At 56.6% G+C, this 20,082-nt stretch carries 15 protein-coding genes; 4 read left to right on the forward strand and 11 right to left on the reverse strand.

Going from position 1 to position 20,082, the window contains the following annotated elements:
* The 3 genes from Q7U71_07805 to meaB form a co-directional block, all read right to left on the reverse strand.
* A partial coding sequence (locus Q7U71_07805) for a hypothetical protein (GenBank protein ID MDO9391661.1) occupies positions 1-185 on the reverse strand: 185 nt, incomplete at its 3' end.
* A gap of 31 nt (positions 186-216) precedes the next feature.
* Positions 217-1,815: a DUF3667 domain-containing protein gene (locus Q7U71_07810; GenBank protein ID MDO9391662.1), complete on the reverse strand. Its 1,599-nt coding sequence runs from the start codon at positions 1,813-1,815 to the stop codon at positions 217-219.
* 17 nt (positions 1,816-1,832) lie between these two features.
* The gene (gene meaB, locus Q7U71_07815) at positions 1,833-2,786 is read right to left on the reverse strand and encodes a methylmalonyl Co-A mutase-associated GTPase MeaB (protein ID MDO9391663.1); all 954 of its coding nucleotides are present in this window, start codon (positions 2,784-2,786) and stop codon (positions 1,833-1,835) included.
* Between the two features lie 301 nt (positions 2,787-3,087).
* Here meaB and Q7U71_07820 point away from each other — a divergent pair, with 301 nt between their 5' ends.
* The 3 genes from Q7U71_07820 (at position 3,088) to Q7U71_07830 (ending at position 6,018) form a co-directional block, all read left to right on the forward strand.
* Positions 3,088-3,702, forward strand: coding sequence for a CsgG/HfaB family protein (locus Q7U71_07820; GenBank protein ID MDO9391664.1), 615 nt, complete (start codon positions 3,088-3,090; stop codon positions 3,700-3,702).
* Positions 3,703-3,727: 25 nt separating this feature from the next.
* Positions 3,728-4,327 carry a hypothetical protein gene (locus Q7U71_07825; protein MDO9391665.1) on the forward strand — a complete coding sequence of 200 codons (600 nt, stop codon included), beginning with the start codon at positions 3,728-3,730 and terminating at the stop codon, positions 4,325-4,327.
* Positions 4,328-4,815: 488 nt separating this feature from the next.
* Positions 4,816-6,018, forward strand: coding sequence for a S8 family serine peptidase (locus Q7U71_07830; protein ID MDO9391666.1), 1,203 nt, complete (start codon positions 4,816-4,818; stop codon positions 6,016-6,018).
* A gap of 170 nt (positions 6,019-6,188) precedes the next feature.
* Here the strand turns inward: Q7U71_07830 and Q7U71_07835 are convergent, their stop codons facing one another.
* The 5 genes from Q7U71_07835 to Q7U71_07855 all read right to left on the reverse strand — a co-directional run bounded on the left by Q7U71_07835 (position 6,189) and on the right by Q7U71_07855 (position 10,311).
* Positions 6,189-6,575, reverse strand: a complete 387-nt coding sequence (locus tag Q7U71_07835) for a cobalamin B12-binding domain-containing protein (protein MDO9391667.1) — start codon at positions 6,573-6,575, stop codon at positions 6,189-6,191.
* Positions 6,576-6,687: 112 nt separating this feature from the next.
* Positions 6,688-7,392 carry a TerC family protein gene (locus Q7U71_07840; protein ID MDO9391668.1) on the reverse strand — a complete coding sequence of 235 codons (705 nt, stop codon included), beginning with the start codon at positions 7,390-7,392 and terminating at the stop codon, positions 6,688-6,690.
* A gap of 156 nt (positions 7,393-7,548) precedes the next feature.
* Entirely contained in the window at positions 7,549-7,905 is a 357-nt protein-coding gene (locus Q7U71_07845; protein MDO9391669.1) for a DMT family protein, read from the reverse strand.
* Between the two features lie 53 nt (positions 7,906-7,958).
* Positions 7,959-9,566, reverse strand: coding sequence for a methylmalonyl-CoA mutase family protein (locus tag Q7U71_07850; protein MDO9391670.1), 1,608 nt, complete (start codon positions 9,564-9,566; stop codon positions 7,959-7,961).
* Between the two features lie 529 nt (positions 9,567-10,095).
* The gene (locus Q7U71_07855) at positions 10,096-10,311 is read right to left on the reverse strand and encodes an LCI family antimicrobial peptide (GenBank protein ID MDO9391671.1); all 216 of its coding nucleotides are present in this window, start codon (positions 10,309-10,311) and stop codon (positions 10,096-10,098) included.
* A gap of 159 nt (positions 10,312-10,470) precedes the next feature.
* Here Q7U71_07855 and Q7U71_07860 point away from each other — a divergent pair, with 159 nt between their 5' ends.
* Entirely contained in the window at positions 10,471-11,736 is a 1,266-nt protein-coding gene (locus tag Q7U71_07860; GenBank protein MDO9391672.1) for a hypothetical protein, read from the forward strand.
* A gap of 57 nt (positions 11,737-11,793) precedes the next feature.
* Here the strand turns inward: Q7U71_07860 and Q7U71_07865 are convergent, their stop codons facing one another.
* The 3 genes from Q7U71_07865 to Q7U71_07875 form a co-directional block, all read right to left on the reverse strand.
* The gene (locus tag Q7U71_07865; protein ID MDO9391673.1) at positions 11,794-14,265 is read right to left on the reverse strand and encodes a T9SS type A sorting domain-containing protein; all 2,472 of its coding nucleotides are present in this window, start codon (positions 14,263-14,265) and stop codon (positions 11,794-11,796) included.
* 78 nt (positions 14,266-14,343) lie between these two features.
* Positions 14,344-17,448 (reverse strand): T9SS type A sorting domain-containing protein, encoded by a 3,105-nt coding sequence (locus tag Q7U71_07870; protein MDO9391674.1) that lies wholly within the window; start codon positions 17,446-17,448, stop codon positions 14,344-14,346.
* A gap of 78 nt (positions 17,449-17,526) precedes the next feature.
* On the reverse strand, positions 17,527-20,082 hold a 2,556-nt coding region (locus Q7U71_07875; protein MDO9391675.1), incomplete at its 5' end, for a T9SS type A sorting domain-containing protein.

A 20,082-nucleotide genomic window follows, 5' to 3' on the forward strand; every position in this document is an offset into this window, starting at 1 on the left:
AGCCCGAGTTCAGACAAGCCCGTCGGCAACGAGAAGCGCAGCGCGGGCCCGCTGAAGCCTTGGCGTAAGCGTGGCCCGGAGAGTTTTAAGCGACGAGCTTTTTTCTTTTTGGTTCTTTTTCTTAGTTGGCGGTACAAAAAAGAAAAAGAACATAATCGGATAAAATCTGCGTAAATCCGGTCCATCTGCGGATGAGTTTTTTGTCTTTACCCGTCACTACAGCGACATCAGGGAAAAGACGAAGGCCAGCGCCGCGCCCAGCACGAATATGATCCCGTAATTAAAGGCCAACAGCAGGAACTTGACCGCGGTCTTCCCCAGCTTCTGGCCGTAGAACCTTTTCATGGCCAGCAGCAGGTAGAACGGCAACAGCCAGAAAAGGTAGTCCGCATGCTGTTTCAGGAACCCGCCTCCCCAAAGGTTGACGGCCAGGATGATCGAAAGGATGAAGAACACATAGGCGTGAAAGTGCAGGGAGAATATCAGGTGCTGCATGAAATAACGGCCCCTCCGGAGGTACAGTAGCTTTAGAAGCAGGGCAAAGATCGGCAGCAGCAGGAACATTATGTGGCCGAATTTTTCCACCGCCAGCTCCAGCACCTTTTCCGGATCTTCCTTGGCCTTTTCCCAGCCGTGCTCGGCCGCTTTCTCAAAGCGATGGAGGAAACCCGTGGTGTCGCCTTGGGCTTCGGTGGAATCCGAAAAATTCAGGGAAAGGCCGGAATTGGCCGGCTGTGATCCTTCTTCATCCTTGGTCAGACTTGGGTCAATGATCCCATGGCGCCTTAAAGCCCCTGTGATCAGTGAATCCCCGATGCCGGCTTCTTTCAACGCCTGGGAAACGCTGTCCGTGGGGGAGACGGCCCCGGTGCTGTCGGCCTCCTGTTCGGCGGTGCTGATGAACTTTCCCAGGTCCACATGACGGCTGCTTAATGCCAGCAAAAAGAACATCACCAAACTGATGAAGACATACATCCTTAAGGGCGGCACGTAGCGGACCCGGCGGCCGGCGATGTAGTCGGCGGTAAGCAGGCCGGGCTTGAAAAGCAGGGGGGTGACGGTGTGGCCCAGCCGGGCGTCTATCTTCAGCTCGTCCCTTAAGAACTCCTGGATCACCTCGCCAATGGGCACATCGATCTCGGTCCCCTTCTGGCCGCACTGGTAGCAATATTCGCCCTTAAGCTCCTCATTACAATTCAGACAGTGGGTCAGTTGGTGATGCTTGGGCGACCTTTCAATGGTGATGAAGGTTCCGGTATTTTTCCGGTATTCCCGGTAAACATCTCCCATCGCCGCTTCCAGGCTTTTATCTTCGGCCTTGATCAGAGAACGGAGGATGAAAGTCCAAACTATTGAGACCGCCAGCATCGCCGGGGAATTGGAGAGGAGCGCGGCGGATGTCAGAAATAACAGCAGGCCCAGGAACTGGGGATGGCGCAGTTTAAGGTAGATACCGCCGAACAGGGAGGGACCGGGGCCGGGGAAAATGCTTTTGCGCCCGGCCGCCTTAAGCCCGCCCCAAAGATGGTAGGCGGCGGGGATCAGCAGGATGAAGCCAACCAGTGAAGATAGGGCGGAGGGCCAGGGCAGTTTTTCCAGCCATTTCAGGGGCAGCGGGCAATGACGGCAGGAAAAGAAAAGGAGCAGATGGACCGCCAGCAGGATCAAAAATAAGAACCGGAACTGGGCGGCGCGGCTGCGCCAGCCCCTTTCCGGTTCAATTGCGCCTCCGTCAGGTCTCAGGCTTAAGGCATAGAAATGCCGGAATAAAAAAGCCGTCAAAGACAGCAGTATAAGATCAAGCCATGGGTTCATTGGACCTCAACATTCTTTCAAGGTTTTTCTATGCCCAGCTGATTGATGATGTCCCGGGCCACCGAATAGGGGTCGGTCTTCTTTTGATACAGCTCCTCCAGGTTCTCCCTGGTCTCCATGTCGTGGGTCAGTTTGGCCCGGGCCCATTTGTCCAGCCGGTTGGTGATGATGTTGTGGACCTCGTCCTTGACCCGGGCCCGGCGCTTGGCCTCCAGCCGGCCTTCGGCTAAAAGATACTCCCGGTGTTTTTCAATGGCCCCGGCCAGTTCCTTGACTCCCTTGTTCTCCTTGGCCACCAGTTGCAGGATGGGCGGCAGAAAGGTGCTTTGGTCCATCTCCTTTACCGACAAAAGCTGCTCCAGCTCTATCACGCAGCGCTCCACTCCCTCCCGGTCGGCCTTGTTGACCGCGAAGATGTCGGCTATCTCCATGGTCCCGGCCTTCAGCACCTGGACGTCGTCGCCCAGGCCGGGAACGGTGACCAGCACCGTGGTGTCCACCCGGCCGGCCACCTCCACTTCGGACTGCCCGATGCCCACCGTCTCGAAGATCACGATATCATAGCCGGCCGCGTCCAGTATCTTGGCGGCGTCGGTGGTGGCCAGGGCCAGCCCGCCCAGATGCCCGCGGCTGCCCATGGAGCGGATGAAGACCCCGTCATCGGTGGCGTGCTGCTGCATCCTTACCCGGTCGCCCAAAATGGCCCCGCCGGAGAAGGGGCTGGTGGGATCCACCGCCAGCACCCCGACCCTGAGCTTTTGTTTGCGGTAATGCTTTATCAGCTTGTCCACCAAAGTGGACTTGCCTCCGCCCGGCGGCCCGGTGATGCCTATCAGGTAGGCCTTGCCGGTGTGCCGGTAAAGCTCCTTCAATAGCAGAGCCGACCCGGCATCGTCGTTCTCGATCACGGTGATGCCCCGGGCGATGGAGCGGATGTCTCCGCTGATTATTTTACCGGCCAGTTCGTTCATATGTGCTTGGATTTCCATTGGTCAAATAATAACAGATATCCTCCGCATTTTCAACATAAATCAAAAAAAAGAAGCCCCGAAGATGATCGGGGCTTCTTCCATATTATTAGACTATCTGGCTACGGTCATTTTTTCTTCAAAACAAAACCAATGTCAACTAAACGACGCCTTACGATTATGCAGTTATTTACGGAGCCGGTACAAACGGAATGCCTTCAGGACAACATATTGCTTGACAAGACCCTTAGCACTTACTATAATCCAATTATTGGCAATAAATATTAATTTAGGAGGACAAGGGATGAAGCAAAGATTTTTGCTTTGGACTGCCCTGCTGTTGTTCGGCGCGCTGGCGGCCGGGGGCTGCGCTTCGGCCAGGGTCAAGGGCAACATCTACAAAAAAGGCCCGATAGATCTGAAGACCGCCAAGTTCGCCGTCCTGCCGTTCAACAGCGCCAGTTCGGGGAAGACCATGTCCGAGAGGGTCTCCACCGACGGCAACGCCATCGCTGACATCCTGACCATCGAGATGCTGTTCAAGGGTTATCAGGTGCTGGAACGGGACAAGGTCCGGGACATCTTCAAGGAAGTTGCCCTTTCCCAGTCCATCACGGTCATGTCCGACGACCCCAAGAAGATCTCCGAGATGGGCAAATACCTGGGGGTGGACTACATCGTTTACGGCTCGGTGATCCAATATGATTTTCAACTGGCCAAGGGGGGAATGCTCTCCGGCGGCGGCGGATGGAAGACCGCGGTGGGGATCTCCGCCCGGGTGGTGGACGTTAAATCAGCCACGGTGGTGATGATCTGCACTGCCAGCCAGTCCGGCTCGGACCTGGCCGAGGCCCTGGGGGGCATCAGCCAGGCATTCACCAACGCCTTAAGCGAGGAGAAGATATATGTTTGGCAGTAAGCATATTAGATTGAGCATGGCCCTGATGGCAGTGCTGTTTTTTTTAGCCGGCACGGCCGCCGCCGAGCGGAAACTGCCGGGCCGGGATTTCCGGGTGGGTTTTAACCTGGAACCGGGGTTTAAATTTGCCAGCGGTTCCGGTTTTGCTTTTCAGGTCGGACTGATGTTGAAATTCAATGAAAAGACTTCGTTGATCCCCCACTTCGGGATCCACCCTTACGCGTACGAAGAAGAAACCAGCTACACCTATTTAAGCGGCTATGACCCGGTGACCTTTGACCCCATATACTCCACCCAAATGATCACCGACACCGTGGACAATACCGCTATAAACATAGGCCTGACCCTGCGCTATGAAATGCTCAAGGTATTACCGGCTCGCAACACCCGGTTTGAATATGACACCGAAGGCGAGGAGTTTGTGCATTACCAGTATTATGCCCCCCTGCGCCCGTATTTTCAGGCGCATTTGGGAACCTTCATGGGCGCTGGAATGGGTATCAACTATTATATCACCGGGAATACCGCCATGGGATTGGGGTTGGACTTTGGGTACAATCTGCAGGCCGAGGAGTCGGCCGGTTTTGGCATAATCCCGAAAGGAATATTGATAATAGGGTTTTAACTGTTTTCAGAAAAAAACCGCCCCGCAAACATGTCCGCCATAGTCTGTCGCAAAGCAGACGAAGGATGATTGCGGGGCGGTTTTTATTGCCGGCCCCGATGCCTGGCAGCCTGTCCTTGGAAATTTATTCACCATCTATCGGGCCTTATAGACGGGAAAAATATCTCTGGTTTTCAGTTAAACAAGTAATACCCTTAATCCTCAAAAATCAAAATGCTGTCACTTTTATATGTCAACATTTTACTGTTTTTTGTTTCCCCTTAGTCTCCTAATCCCCTGTGATCCAATGGACTAAGTTTTTCATCTGTCACTGGTTTTATTTGTTTTGAAATGTTTAAAATATGTCTTGACAACTTACCTATGAGGCTGTATACTCGCCCCCTCTTTGCCACATTGGCACGCCGGGCAAATTCCTGATTTTGGATGACTATTGTAGAAGGGGGTACAACAAGCCCCCGAATATACAATACCAAAAAGGAGGATGTCTCATGGGAAAAACAGCAACAGTGAAAGTCATCATAGGCATGGTGGCATGCCTGATGGTCTGGGGTTGTTCTGATAATCCCACCAGCATCGCTGACAAGACGGCTCCGCAATCTGCCAGCTTGGTTGCCCTGCAAACGGACAACATCATCCCCGGACAATACGTGGTGGTGCTTAAAGAGTCGGGAGCCCTTGCGGCAAAGAGCTCCGCCACCTATGACCAGGCGGAGGCCTATGCCCGGTCAAAAGCCTCGGCCGTCATGCAGGACAACGGCATCTCCTCCGTAAAGATCAGGGTTGCATACGGCACCGCCCTGTTGGGTTTTGCCGCCAACCTTACCGAGAAGGAAGTGGCTGACCTGAAAGCCGACAAGCGGGTCTCATACGTTGAAGCCGACCGCATGATCACGGTAAAGATCACTGCCAAACCAGCCCCGGTACAACCGACTCAAACGGTCCCTTACGGCATCGTCCGGGTGGGGCATGCCAGCGGCATCGGCAAGACCGCCTGGATACTCGACACCGGCATAGACCTGGATCATCCCGACCTGACGGTAAACACCGCCCTCCAGAAAAACTTCATCGACCCCGCTGCCACAGCTGACGATGACAACGGGCACGGAAGCCATTGCGCCGGGATTGTGGCCGCAAAAGACAACACCATCGGGGTGATCGGCGTGGCCTCCGGCGCCACCGTGGTCCCGGTCAAGGTGCTTGACCGCCGGGGAAGCGGAGCCTATTCCGTAATCATCGCCGGGGTAGACTACGTGGCCAGCGTCGGATCGGCCGGAAACTCCGCCAACATGAGCCTGACCGGTCCGGTCTATCAGGCATTGGACGACGCGGTACTGGCCGCCTCCAACAAGGGAATATACTTTGCCCTGGCCGCCGGCAACGATTCCGATCCCGCCAGCCTCTATTCCCCGGCCCGGGTTAACGGCGCCTACATCTGGACCCTCTCGGCCATGGATGCCACCGACACCTGGGCCTCCTTTTCGAACTATGGCAATCCGCCGGTTGATTACTGCGAACCGGGGGTAAGCATCTTGTCCTGCTATAAGGACGGAGGCTATACCACCATGAGCGGCACCTCGATGGCCTCACCGCACATGTGCGGCATCCTTTTGATAACCGGCGGACACCCGGCAACCAGCGGTTACGTGAAGAGCGATCCCGACGGAACTGCCGACCCAATCGGACATATTTAGTGGTTTGATGACCTTCAACCAAAAGCCGCCCCGCTTCAAAAGCGGGGCGGCTTTTCTTCTGGCCGTACATGACTCCAAGAAAGATCAGCCGGTCTCCCCCGGCGATCTTTGACGTGTCCTTTGTGATTTGGTGCCTCTTCGATAAACCCAGGGCATCGTTTAGTGGAGGATCAATTCTGGTTGATGTAATCCACCACCTGCTGGCTGGAAGCGCCCGGGGTGAAGATCTCCTTGATCCCAGCGGCCTTTAAGCCCGGGATGTCGTCGGCCGGGATCACCCCGCCGCCGAAGACCTTGATGTCCGGCGCGTTCTTTTCCTTGAGCAATTGGACCACCCTGGGGAACAACGAATTGTGGGCCCCGGACAGGCAGGACAGCCCCACCCACTGCACGTCCTCCTGGACGGCGGCGGCGGCGATGGCCTCTGGGGTCTGGCGCAGGCCGGTGTAGATCACCTCGAACCCGGCGTCGCGCAGGGCCCGGGCGATGTACTTGGCGCCGCGGTCGTGCCCGTCCAGTCCGGGCTTGGCGATGAGGATGCGGATCTTGTTTGGCATGTGAATGCTCCTAGTTTATATGACAAAATATTTGTTTTATAAAAACCTTGCGTTTTCTATGGACACACCCCTCGCTCCCCTCTTCCCCAAGAGGGGATGTGGTAAAAACAGCTTACGTAGTTGCCGGCACCTTCCTCTTCTTATTCTGCTCATACCTCAGCTGCAGCATCTCCACCAGCAGGGCAAAACCCATCGGCAGATAAATATACGCCTTGGGCACGTGCTTGTGCATTCCCTCCATGAAAATGGTGATCCCGATGGTGATCAAAAACGACAGGGCCAGGATCTTCAACGTGGGCCGATCCATGATGAAATCCCCGATGGGCTTGGCCGCAAACAGGATGGCAGCGAAGGAGACGATGACCGCCGAGACGATCACCCACAGCTGGTTGGTCAGCCCGATGGCGGTCACCACCGAGTCGATGGAAAACACTATGTCCAGTATGACTATCTGGGTGATCACCGCCGCAAAGGCCTGCCTGGCTTTTTTCTCCCGATGCTGTTCCTCCTTCAGCTCCACCGTGTGGTGGATCTCTGTGACCGCTTTGTACAGCAGGAACATTCCCCCGGCCAGCAATATCAGGTCCCGCACCGAAAGGTTAAGGAACAGCGGGGTGGTAAGTTTGGCCAGCCAAAGCAGGATGACCAGCATCAATATTCTGGCGACCAAAGCAAAGGCCAGGCCCAGCAGGCGGGCCTTGTTGCGTTCTCCGGCCGGAAGCCGCCCCACGAAGATGGAGATCACCAGGATATTGTCCACGCCCAGGACCAGTTCCAGGCCGATGAGCAGGGCCAGAAGAATGAGTGCGTCGGTCATAGGTTTTGTGAGTTACTGATTATCTTTTTAATCTCTCCCCGGCCCTCCCCGTGGCGGGGAGAGCCTGCACTGAGTGGGACAGCTTGCCCTACGAATGAACGTGGCGAGCGGGTGGGGCCTGCACTGAGCAGGGCTGCCTGCGTTTCTTACGAAGTGTTAGGTCCCAAACAGTTTCGCCCGGAACAGAAAGAACACCGCGCCCAGCAGGCACAGCCCGGCCCACAGGTAATCCAGGCTGGGCTTCTCTCGTAAATACAAAATTGAGAACGGCACGAACACGCTTAAGGTGATTACTTCCTGCAGTATCTTCAGCTGGCCCACGTTCATCACCTGGTATCCGATGCGGTTGGCCGGAACCTGCACTAAGTACTCAAACAGGGCAATGCCCCAGCTGACCAAAGCGGCCAAGAACCACGACCGCCCGGACATGTTCTTAAGGTGACCGTACCAGGCAAAGGTCATGAAGATGTTGCTGACGCACAGCAGGCCGGTGGTTAGGTAGTATGGTTTCATAAGGTTAACCTCTCCCTATCCCTCCCCTCGAGGGGAGGGAATGAGGGTGGGGTTTACAGTACCACCGATTCCTGGTACTCCCCGAACACCTCTCTCAACACTCCGCAGATCTCTCCCAGCGTGGCGTACTTCCGCACCGCATCCACGATGAACGGCATCAGGTTCTCGCTGCCGTGGGCCGCCCGGTGGATCTCGCTCAGCGCCTTCTTCACCGCGGCGTTGTCGCGCTTGGCCTTCATCTCGGCCAGCCGCTTCATCTGGGCGTCCTGCACTGCCTGGGAGACCTTCAAAAGATTCTTGGGCGACTCTTCCTTGACCGTGAATTTGTTGACCCCGACCACTATACGTTCCTGGGCCTCCACGTCCTTCTGATAGTGATAGGCGCTGTCCTGGATCTCTTTTTGGACATAGCCCTTCTCTATGGCTTTGACCATCCCGCCCAGTTTGTCTATCTTCTCGATGTAGGCCCAGGCGGCCTTCTCGATCTCGCTGGTCCGGGCCTCCACGTAATAGGAACCGGCCAAAGGATCAACGGTGTCGGCCGCGCCGGACTCGTGGGCCACGATCTGCTGGGTGCGCAGGGCGATGCGGACCGAGTCTTCCGTCGGCAGGGCCAGGGCCTCGTCCCGGGAGTTGGTGTGCAGGCTCTGGGTGCCGCCCAGTACCGCGGCCAGAGTCTGGATGGTGACCCGGATGATGTTGTTGTCCGGCTGCTGGGCGGTCAGGGTGCTTCCGGCGGTCTGGGTGTGGAAGCGCAGCATCTGGGACGAAGCTTTTTGGGCCTTGAACCTTTCCTTCATGATCCGGGCCCAGATCCGGCGGGCGGCCCTAAACTTGGCCACCTCTTCCAGCAGGTCGTTGTGGGAGTTGAAGAAGAACGACAGCCGGGAGGAGAAATCGTCCACGCTCAGGCCCGAGGCGATGGCCGCCTGGACGTAGGCGATGCCGTCGGCCAGGGTAAAGGCCACTTCCTGGGTGGCGGAGGAGCCGGCCTCGCGGATGTGATAGCCCGAGATGCTGATGGTGTTCCACTTGGGCACCTGCTTGGCGCAGTATTCAAAGATGTCGGTGATCAGGCGCATGCTGGGAGTGGGCGGGAAGATGTAGGTGCCCCGAGAGATGTATTCCTTTAAGATGTCGTTCTGGATGGTGACGTTCAGCTGGTCGGCCTTCACCCCCTGCTTCTCGGCCACCGCCACGTACATGGCCAGCAGCACCCCGGCCGGGGCGTTGATGGTCATGGAGGTGGAGACCTTGTCCAGCGGGATGCCGTCGAACAGTATTTCCATGTCGGCCAGGGAGTCAATGGCCACGCCCACCTTGCCCACTTCCCCGGCGGACATGGCATCGTCGGAGTCGTAGCCGATCTGGGTGGGCAGGTCAAAGGCGATGGACAGCCCGGTCTGGCCCTGGGCTAAAAGATACTTGTAGCGCTTGTTGGACTCGGCCGCGTCGCCGAAACCGGCGTACTGGCGCATGGTCCAGAACTTTCCCCGGTACATGGTGGGCTGGACCCCGCGGGTGTAGGGGTACTGCCCGGGAAAGCCCAGGTCTTTCTGGTAATCCAGGCCATCTGTCTCGCAGGGGGTGTACACCCGCTTGATCTCGTCGCCCGAGGTGGACAGGAACTGCTTCTTGCGCTCGGGATACTTGGCCAGCATCGGCTGAACGCAGGTGTTGTTCCACTCTTTGAGAGTGGTGAACAGGTCCTGCTTCTTGGGCTGGACCGCGGCCTTGATGGCCGGCTTCTTGGCCGGAGTTTTCTTTTTCACCGGCTTGGCGGCTTTTTTGATCTTGGGTTTGGCTTTGATCTTGGTCTTGGGGCTTTTCATGATTCACCTGCCTGTTGTGAAGATTTATATAATGATGTTTTTATTAACGATAGTACGGCCAGCTGCCCACTGAATACACGAAAATACACGAAACTTTATGGTACTTTCCTGGCGGTGTCATTCTGAGCCAAACGCCGCTGCTTGGCAAATCGAAGAATCCGTTTTTAATACTTTCTTCGGAGGATAGGTAGAAAGCATTCCTCAGGATGACCACCCCCAGGCCCATGTATATTAATTTGCCCTCTGTATTTAGTGCCTTTCGTAGGGCGGATCTCTGGATTCCCGCTTCTGCGGGAATGACGCGAAAGCCACAATATATAGAATTGGTGCCTTTGTGTCTTTGTGGCACTGGACCGGTTTAGTTTTTGTCCTTCCGGTCGTGCAGCATCTCCAGCACCAGGGCCAGCAGGTACATGGTCAGCGAGCAGTAGATGCCCTTGGCCAGAAAATACCAGGACATCCCGTCATTGCTGAACTTGCCGGCGAAGACATTGTTGCCCAGCAAAAAGGTGTAAAAACAGATGGCCATCACCGTCACTGCCGCGAACGAGGTGATCTTTTTCAGTTTTTTCATGGGCGCTCCTTTAAGTTGTTTCCGGGAAATTTATTATAGCACTCTCCATTTCAAAATGCAAAGAGTATTTCTAAATAAATACGGGGTTTTGCCTTGACATTTTTCCCGCCCCTGCGGTATAGTTATGGTACAATCATCAACGCCATAAAAGGGGTCAATATGCCATTGCGCCGTTACCTTCCCTACTGTCTCCTATTCGGTGGGCTGTCCCTGTGCTTCGCGCCCGAGGCCGGAGCGGCGGGTGCCTCCGATGCCAAAGCGCTGGCCACCAAAGCCAAGGCCGCCCTGCGGGCCGCCGAGAACACCAATGACCAGGCGGTGCTCAAGGCCAAGCTGGAGGAGGCCCGCGGCCTGATCGATCAGATCAAGGCCGCCGATCCAAAATACGCGGAGTTGGGAGTGATCGAGAACAAGTACCGTTACCTGGGCGGCGGACTCAAGGCCTCGCAGGAACAGACCGCCAAGACCCAGGCCGAAGCCTCCATCGACTGGGCCAAGGTCAAACAGGTGATAGCCGACTGGGAAGCGCTGGATAAACTGACCGCGGAATTCCGCCAGAAGACGGAACGCTTTTTCCCCAACGACCAGAACATCGCCTACTCCAAGGAACAGACCGATGAGGTGCTGGCCCTGGCAGCGGACATAGCCAGGAACGACCAGCCCAAGATCCTGGCCTTCCTGAAAACCTTCACCGCCAAGTACGGCCAGCCGGGGGAGGCCACCGACCGCAAGATAATTGAACTGGCCCCCAAAGACCCCAAGAAAGGCATGTATGACGAGGCCAACAAAAGGCCGGACCAGCAGCCCAGCCGCTGTTACCAGGAACTGAACGACCGGCTGGCCTGGGTCAAGGAGAACCCCAAACTTGAGGCCCGGAAGATCATGAGTTCTGTCAGCCAGACGATGGAGAACATCGACTTCATCATGGACACCGAGCGGGACAAGCGCTTTGCCGAGTCCGAGGCCGAGATAACCCGGGCCCTGCGCTTCTCCCCCGGCGATGCCGAGATCACCAAATACCTGGCCGGCCTCAAGGCCAACCGCACCAAGTCCCAGGCCGATGTCAAGAAGGCGCTGGAGGCCGCCCGTTTCCCGGCCGATATGGCCGGCTTCGCCGGACCCGGCAAGATCCCCGACCTGGCCGCGGCCACCAAGGCCCATTTTGCCTCGGCCTATCCCAAGGAGAAGGTGCTGAAGGTCAGCGTTTCCGGTAACTGGGTCGCCACCAAGCACAACATCCTGGGCGAGCCCATTCAGTGGGGCCTGCCGGTTTCCTGCGCCAGCCAGCAAAGCGAGAAGGATGTCTGCCGGGTTTTCAAGATGACAGTGCTGACCGGCATCGGGCTGGGCGTGGCCAAGGCCCCTCCGTTCACTGATCACTGGACCGGGGATTCATATAGGATGCTGATCGGGAATCTCAAATAACAGGATAATTATAAAAGCCCCCCGCCAAAGGCGGGGGGCTTTTATTTCGCCCAGGATTTATTTGAGTATCACTAATTTCCTGGTGGCGCTGAACTTTCCTGCCTTCAATATATAGAAATATATGCCGTTGCTCAAATTATGGTCGCTCCAGCCGACCTCATGGTACCCGGCCGGCTTGACCCCTTCAAAGACAGTCTTTACCAACTGCCCGGAAACATTGTATACCTCCAGCCGGACCCGGGATTCAACCGGCAGCTGGTATTTGAAGGTTGTCTGCCCCCGGGAGGGGTTGGGGAATGCGCCGTTCAGGCAAAAGGCCACCGGGGTGTTTGATTTGTAGGTAACGCTGACCGGCTGGTAGCTGGTTTTATTTCCCGTAGCGCTGATCTCGACTATCCGGTACAGGTAATCACCTGTCTCCAGTTGTTCCGAATCCCGGTAGATGTAATCGTGCGGCATCGTGCTGGTGCCCTGCCCCGGCATTTTCCCGATATCCTGGAAGGCCGTGGCGCCGGAGCTGCTGCGCTGAATGATCCAGGTGGCGCAGTCCGTTTCGCTCTCGGTCCGCCAGTTAAGCTCCACCGCTTCGTTTGTCTGACCGACCGTAAAAAATGACAGGTGCACCGCCATTGGCCCCAGGTATATCCAGGGATCCGAGGCCAGGCCCTGGTTGTCGTGGATATCGCAGGCCTTCACCGTAAAATTGTCATTTGTGGTGAGCGTCCCGGCATAGGTGTAGACCGTATCAGAGGTGAATCCCAAAAAGGTTCCGTTGTAGTACACCGCGTAGTTTTTCAGGTCGCTCTCGATGTTGCTTTTCCAGGTCAACAACAGACCGGCCGGCGTCTCGCCTCCCAGGCCCTTGACCTTGGCCGGGGCCAGGTTGTCCACCGAGTAGCCGGAGTCTGGTTCCGAGTCCCAGTACAGCTGGGGATTGTCAGTCTGGGCCGAGACGAAGAAGTGGTGCCAGGCCATCTCACCGGTCAGGGTGTCGCACAGGGTCGGCATGGGATAGGAATAGGCCGTCAGGTAATGCCGCCAGGGGATGTTGGCGATCCATTCCCAGGCGTAGGCCTTGCCGCCCTTTTCAATGATCCGGTAGGCAGTCCCTGTAAAGTCCTTGGTGACATCCGATGCTTCCACCCGCCTAGCGCCCTTGGCCCCGGTCCCGCTTAAACTGCGCCACAGCGAATAAAAACTGATGGTGGTGTCGGGGTAAACATCAAGGTAGGACGGCGTCCATTGTAAATTCACGAAGCCGCCCTGGTCGTTGGGAATGTCCGGGGCCTTGACGATATCCGGGGCATTGCGGCCATAGTAACTGCCGTCGCCCCGGTCCAGCCGCTGGGCATATATGTCGGCGGTGCTGATGCGGGCATCATACCAGGTGATGATGGCCCCGCCCGCGCCATCGCTGATGATGGTGGGATATAGTTGATTGCCCGTGGCGGTGCAGATGGCCACACCATCGGCCGTCCATTGCGCAACGCCCAAGGCATTTATACGCTGGGCGTAGATGTCGTTGGTTCCGCTGCGGCCATCATGCCAGGTAATGATGGCCCCGCCCGCGCCGGCGCTGACGATGGTGGGATATTGTTGAGTGCCAGTGGCGGTGCAGATGGCCACGCCATCGGCCGTCCATTGCGCCGCTCCTGCCGCATTTACCCGCTGGGCATAGATGTCGTATGTTCCGCTACGGTTATCGTGCCAGGTAATGATGGCCCCGCCGGCGCCATCGCTGACGATGGTGGGATATTGTTGATTGCCCGTGGCGGTACAGATAGCCAGGCCATTGGCCGCCCATTGCACCGCGCCCAAGGCATTCACCCGCTGGGCATAGATGTCGTAGCTTGTTCCGCTGCGTACGTCATACCAGGTAATGATGGCCCCACTCGAGCCGTCGCTGACGATGGTGGGGTAGTTTTGATCGGCAGTGGCGGTGCAGATGGCCACGCCATCGGCCGTCCATTGCACAACGCCCAAGGCATTTATACGCTGGGCGTAGATGTCGTTGCTTGTGCCGCTGCGGTAATCCTGCCAGGTAATGATGGCCCCGCCCGCGCCATCGGAGACGATGGTGGGGTAGTATTGACTGCTTGCGGCAGCGCATACGGCCACGCCATCGGCCGTCCATTGCGCCACGCCTGCGGCACTTATCCGCTGGGCATAGATGTCGTTGGCGCCGCTGCGGGCATCATACCAGGTGATGATGGCCCCGCCCGCGCCATCGCTGACGATGGTGGGATTTAGTTGAGCGTCCGTGGCGGTGCAGATGGCCACGCCATCGGCCGTCCATAGGGCCACGCCTGCGGCATTCACCCGCTGGGCGTAGATGTCGTAATTTGATCCGCTGCGGTAATCATACCAGGTAATGATGGCCCCGCCCGCGCCGTCGCTGACGATGGTGGGGTATAGTTGATTGCCAGTGGCGGTGCAGGTGGCATTGCCATTAAGCTGCCACTGGGCCCAGGCCGACAGGGCTGTCAGCATAAGAACCGCCAACAGAAGTCCCCAAAATTTGGTTTTCATTGTTTTTCCTTTTCCGAAAGTGGTTAAAATACTTTCAGAGCAGCCGCATAATTGCGGCCGCTCTGTTGATACAGGGATTTACTTTAGAACCACTAATTTTTTGGTGGCGCTGAATTCCCCTGCGTGTAAGCGATAAAAGTATATCCCGTTTGACAATTGGGCGCTATTCAGGTCTATCCGGTGGTACCCAGCCGGCTTCTGCCCTTCGTTGACCGTCTTCACCAACTGCCCGGCTACGTTGTAGACCTGAAGCTGGACATTGGAAGCCTTCGGCAACTGATATTTGATCACCGTCTGTCCCCGCGAAGGATTGGGACAGGCCGCCTGCAGGGCAAAGGTTCTGGGCAAGGCTGGATCACTGGGATTGCCCTCCACTCCGGTCAGGTTGCGGAGGCGGAATGAACGGGTATTGGATGAAATCGTATTGCTGCTGTTATTGAGGCTGTTGGCATGATCGCTGGTACCGATAAAATACGACATCACTGCTGTATCCCCTGCAGTCATGGTTTGGGCCGGTAGCTCTGCGATAAAAGTATCTGCAGATGCCCTGGTCATTGTCACCGACGGCCATGATTTGCCAGACATTTGATAGTACAACTTGGCATAATCCACCCCGGAGAAATCCGTGATCACTGCCCTGACGGTATATGGCCCGTAGCCGTTCAGCGAGTCATTGTCGTCAGCCAGGCTGTCCCACCAGGCGATGGTCGGGGCCGCATAGTCTATGCGATAAACAGGTTTTGAAACATTATTGCCGGCGAACGGAGTTCCCACGCCCAGGTTGTTGGTGGCTGCGGCTTGTTCGTCTATGGCGCAATAACTCAATATGTTCTCACCCCATATAAACGAGTCGGATGACCAGGAGGATAATGATAGTGACCAGGAGATGGAATCGCCGGTGACAGGGCTGTCCGCAAAATGCCAATCCCGGCCGAAAGTCGTTAACCTGAAAAGCGATTTTTGTAGCTTGGTCTTGCTGGGGGACCACCGGTTAACAGCCCGACCTGGGAAATTTGCTGTCCCGCTAGTCGCAATATACGAATACGCCGATCCGGAGACAATATGTATTATGTCATAACTAGCCACTTTGGTATCCTGTTCCACCGTCTGGTCGACGATGGTTATACTGCCGCTGGGATTGGCGCAAGTCGCATAGACCTTTCCATTGACCGGATTCACCGTTACCTGTCCCGGATAGCCGTCGGTGGCCACGGTGGTTATCATCCTACCGCTGGCGCAGTCTATCACCCCCAGGCTGGCCGACCCGTTGTTGGCCACGAACACCTTGCCGGTCACCGGGTCCGCCCCGATCCCGGCCGGGTTGGCTCCCACGGTGATGGTGCTGGTGCCGTTGGTGGCCCCGTCGATCTCGGTCACCGTCCCGGCATCAAAATTGGTGACGTATGCCTTGTTGTTCGCGGAATTCACAGCCACCCACCTCGGTGCGGCGCCGGCGGCCACGGTGGCCGCAGTGTTATCGGCTCCGTTTATCACGGTCACGTTATTGCTGCTGCCATTGACCACGTAGATCTTGTTGGTGACTGTGTTCACGGCAATGGAGTACGGGTTGGTGCCGGCGTCCACGGCGGCCAGCAGGGCATGGTGCGCTCCGTCGATCACCGAGACCGTGTTGCTGCCGTAGTTGCATACGTATATGCGGTTGGTGGCCGGGTTCACGGCCAGGGCTGAGTGCTTTTGGCCGGCCTGGACCGAGCTGGTGTCCCAGTCCTTACCGTCTATCACCTTTATCCGGCTGCCGCTGGCCAGCCAGCTGCCCACGTAGATGTAGTTGGTAAGCGGGTTGACCGCAATGGAGTAGGGCAGGCTGTCCACCTCGATGGTCCGTTCAAGGGTATAGGTAGCCCCATCGATCACCGAGACCGACTTGCTGCCGTAGTTGCATACGAATATTTTGTTGGTCAGCGGATTGGCGGCCACCGCCAACGGCTCGTCCCCCACCGCGATGGAAGCGATGACCCCGGTTGATTTGATGACCGTGACGGTGTCGCTCCCATAGTTGACGAAGAAGGCATCCCCGGTGACCGGGTTGACCGCGGCGGCGCAGGTGTACATCTTGGCAGTAACTTTGGTGTTGTCGTAGTCAGACCCGTCTATCACCGCCAGGCTGTCGGGGTTTCCTGCTTCGTAGGTCACGTAAATCTTGTTGGTGACTGGATTCAGGGCCACCAGCCGGGCCGGATGACTCAGGGCTACTGTTTCCAGAGTACCGCCGTTGCGCCAGTCTACGATACTCAGCGAATTGAGGACATTATTATTGCCAACATACAGCTTGCCGGTGACCGGATTGATTGCCATGTTGACGGGACTGCTCCCCACCGGCACGTTAAGGACCGCCGTATTGGTGGAACAATTTATGGCCGTGACGTAGCCGCCCGTCATATTTGCCACGTAAACCATCTTGGCGCCGGGATCGGATACCAGCCTCACCGGGCCGTCTCCGACCTTGATCTTCTTGACGAATGCCGGCATGATTCCCGAGCAATCGTAGACTGCTACACTGTCCTCGCTGGTATTGGCCACATAGGCCATGTTGGCAGCGGCGTTGACCGTGATGTCCTGGGCTCCCAATCCGCTGCGGAAGTGCATGATGCTATATTGTCCCGGGTTGAACGTACTGATGGTGTCCGAACCTGTGTACCTGATGAACAATGCATGGTTGACAGGATTTAGCGTCAGGGAATAGGGGGCATTGTTGACCGGATAGGAGAACCAAAGAGTGTCGCTGGCAAAGATGCTTATGGTGTCGCTGCCGCTATTGGCCACATACAGGCGGTCGTTGTCCACGTCTATCACCATGGAGGTTGGTTCCTTCTTTACCGGCAGTTTTTTTAAGCTGTTGCCGAGAGTGTCAAACACCACCACAGTATCATTGGTGGACGAGCCATTGATGGAAACATAAAGCTTCCCGGTTATGGGGTTCACGGCCAGGCAGGTAGGCTGGGTGCCGGCCGTCCAGGTTTGAACCTCGTTGGTCTTGCCATTGACCACGGTGACGGTCCCGCTTAAAGTATTGGCTGTAAAAATACGGTTTTTGACCGGGTCTACGGCCACGCTCTGAATGGAATTTCCAAGTCCTACCGTGGCGGTCTGCCAGTCGGCTGAGGCCGGAAGGACTGACAATACTGCGGTTGCCAGCACCAGGACCAACAATTTTGATCTCATTACCTTTCCCTTTCATGAGTTGTAAAAATACATCCAGAGCGGCCGCATAATTGCGACCGCTCTGTTAATGATAACCCCTTATTTCAAAATGACCATTTTCCTGGTGGCGCTGAATTCCCCGGCTGTAAGCTTATAGAAATATATTCCGTTGCTCAAAGTATTATCGTTCACCTTAACCTGATGATACCCGGCCGGCTTTTGCCCTTCACTTACCGTCTTCACCAACTGCCCGGCCACGTTGTATACCTGAAGCTGGACATTGGAGGCTTTGGGCAGCTGGTACTTGATGACCGTCTGACCACGGGAAGGATTGGGATAAGCCGCCTGCAGGGCAAAGGTTCTAGGCAGGGCCGGATCGGCTGGGTTGCCCGCCAGACCGGTTAGGTTGCGGAAGTGTACCACCCTCTGGCTGGTAGCTGAGTAATTGAAGGTACCATAGGGGTTTTGCGCGTGGTCCTGTGCCTCTATCATGTAAGATAAGGCTGCTGTGTCGCCGTAAGCCAGGATCTGGGCCGGGATCACTCCCACAAAGGTGTCGGCCAGGGCCCGGGTCATGCCGGTGTAGGCCTTCGCCGGGTTGTAGTGAAGGTATACCGTGTCCAATCCCGAAAAGTCGGTGATCACCGCTTTGACCGTATAGGGCCCGTAGCCATCCAGCGAGTCATTGTCATCGGCCAGACTGTCCCACCAAGCAATGGTCGGAGTAGCATTGTCCAGCCGGTACATCACATCGGTTGTGATGCTGCCGACAAAAGGGGTTCCCACGCCGAGGTTATTTGTGCTCATGGCCTGGCTTTCCAAAGCGCACCTGCGGTACACATTATCGCCGTAGATGGCTGTGTCAGCTCCCCAGCCATTGCCCGTCGCCCAGGTTCGTGATGAGTCCGTGCTGGACACAAGATATGATTCGAACTTCCAGAAGGACTGGCTGGAGGCCAGGCTGAAAAAACCGCGGCTTATAGTTGTTTTATATGGCGACCAGTGGTTTATGGTGGTGACCCCCCTGTTTTGGTTGCTCCCCGGAAATACGTTCTTCCAGGTGGTGCCGCCGTCATAGGTGGTGACCTTGGTGTCCTGCTCCACGGTCTGGTCCAATACCACCGCCTGCCCGGCGGTGTAACAGGCCAGGTAGACCTTGCCGGTGGCCGGATTCACCGCCAACTGACGCGGCCCGGCCGGCATGGTCATGGTCTTGACGCTGCGGCTGGCGCAGTCAATGATGCACAGGCTGCTGCCGTCGCTGTTGGAGACGAAGACCTTGCCGGTCACCGGGTCGGCCGCGATCCATTCCGGATGGACCCCCACTTTTATGGTGCTGGTGGCATTGGTCAGGCCGTCGATCTCGGTCACGGTGCTGTCGTTGTAGTTGGTAACGTAGATCTTGTTGTTGGCCCGGTTGACCGCCACCCCGGACGGCCAGTTGCCTACGGTCACATTGGCGGTGCCGTTGGTGGCCCCGTCGATGACCTTTACTATGCCGGATGTCTGAAGGCTGGCAACGTAGATCTTGTTGGTCACCGGATTGATGTCGATCTTGTACGGCCGGTTGGACGGGATGGACGTTATCACCGTATGGTGCGCCCCGTCAATCACAGTCACCGTATTGCTGACGTCATTGCCCACATAGATCCGGTTGGTAACCGGATTCACCGCGATGGAGAATGGTTTTGAACCCACCAACACCGAGGTGGTGTCCCAGTGCTTGGTGTCTATGACCTTAATCCGGTTGGCCGAGGCAAAAAAACTGTTGACGTAAACATAATTGGTCAGCGGATTGACGGCCACGATGGTTGGCAAGGTATCAACGGTAATGGTGTTCTCCACGGAATAGCTGGCGCCATTTATGACCGATACCGACTTGCTTCCGGTGTTGCATACAAACGCCTTATTGGTAATAGGATTAACGGCGATCATTCTTGGATCGTCTCCCACCGCGATGGTCAGGGTGTCGCCGTTGGCCTTGATCACTGTCACATTGTCGCTGCTGCTGTTGCTGAAAAAGGCGTCTCCGGTGATGGGGTTGACGGCTGCGAACTGGGTTCCAGCCTTGGCCACTGTTATGGTTGTGTCAAAGTCGGAGCCGTCCACCACCGCCAGGCTGTCGATGGTCCCGCAATTGAGCGGCACGTAGATCTTGTTGGTGACCGGATTAACCGCCATCATTCCGGTATTGTAACCGAAGACCAGGGAGTCACGGGCCACCGTTCCCCGCCAGTCCAGGACCATCACGGTGTGGCTCCCGAAGTCGCTGCCCACGTAAAGCTTGCGGGTGATCGGGTTGACCGCCATGCGGTAGGGATTGGTTTGCACCAGCACATTGCTATAGCTGGTGTTGGTCTCGCAATTGATGGCTGTTACCGTGTTGTCAAACATGTTGGCCACGTAGGCCTGTTTGGCCGCCGGGTCGCATATTATGGCCGATGGATAGTCCCCCACCTTGATCTTCTTTGACACAGCATTACTGTTGCAGTCTATCACCGCCACGCTGTCCTCGTCAGCGTTGGCCACATAAGCCTTGTTGACCGAGGCACAGACCGTGATGTCGTAAGCTCTGAGGCCGCTGCGGATGTTGGCATTGGAGGTTCCGACCAGGGTCAGCACCGTGACCGAGTCGGATACTTCGTAGGCCACATA

The organism is bacterium, assembly GCA_030655055.1.
GTDB lineage: Bacteria > Edwardsbacteria > AC1 > AC1 > EtOH8 > UBA5202.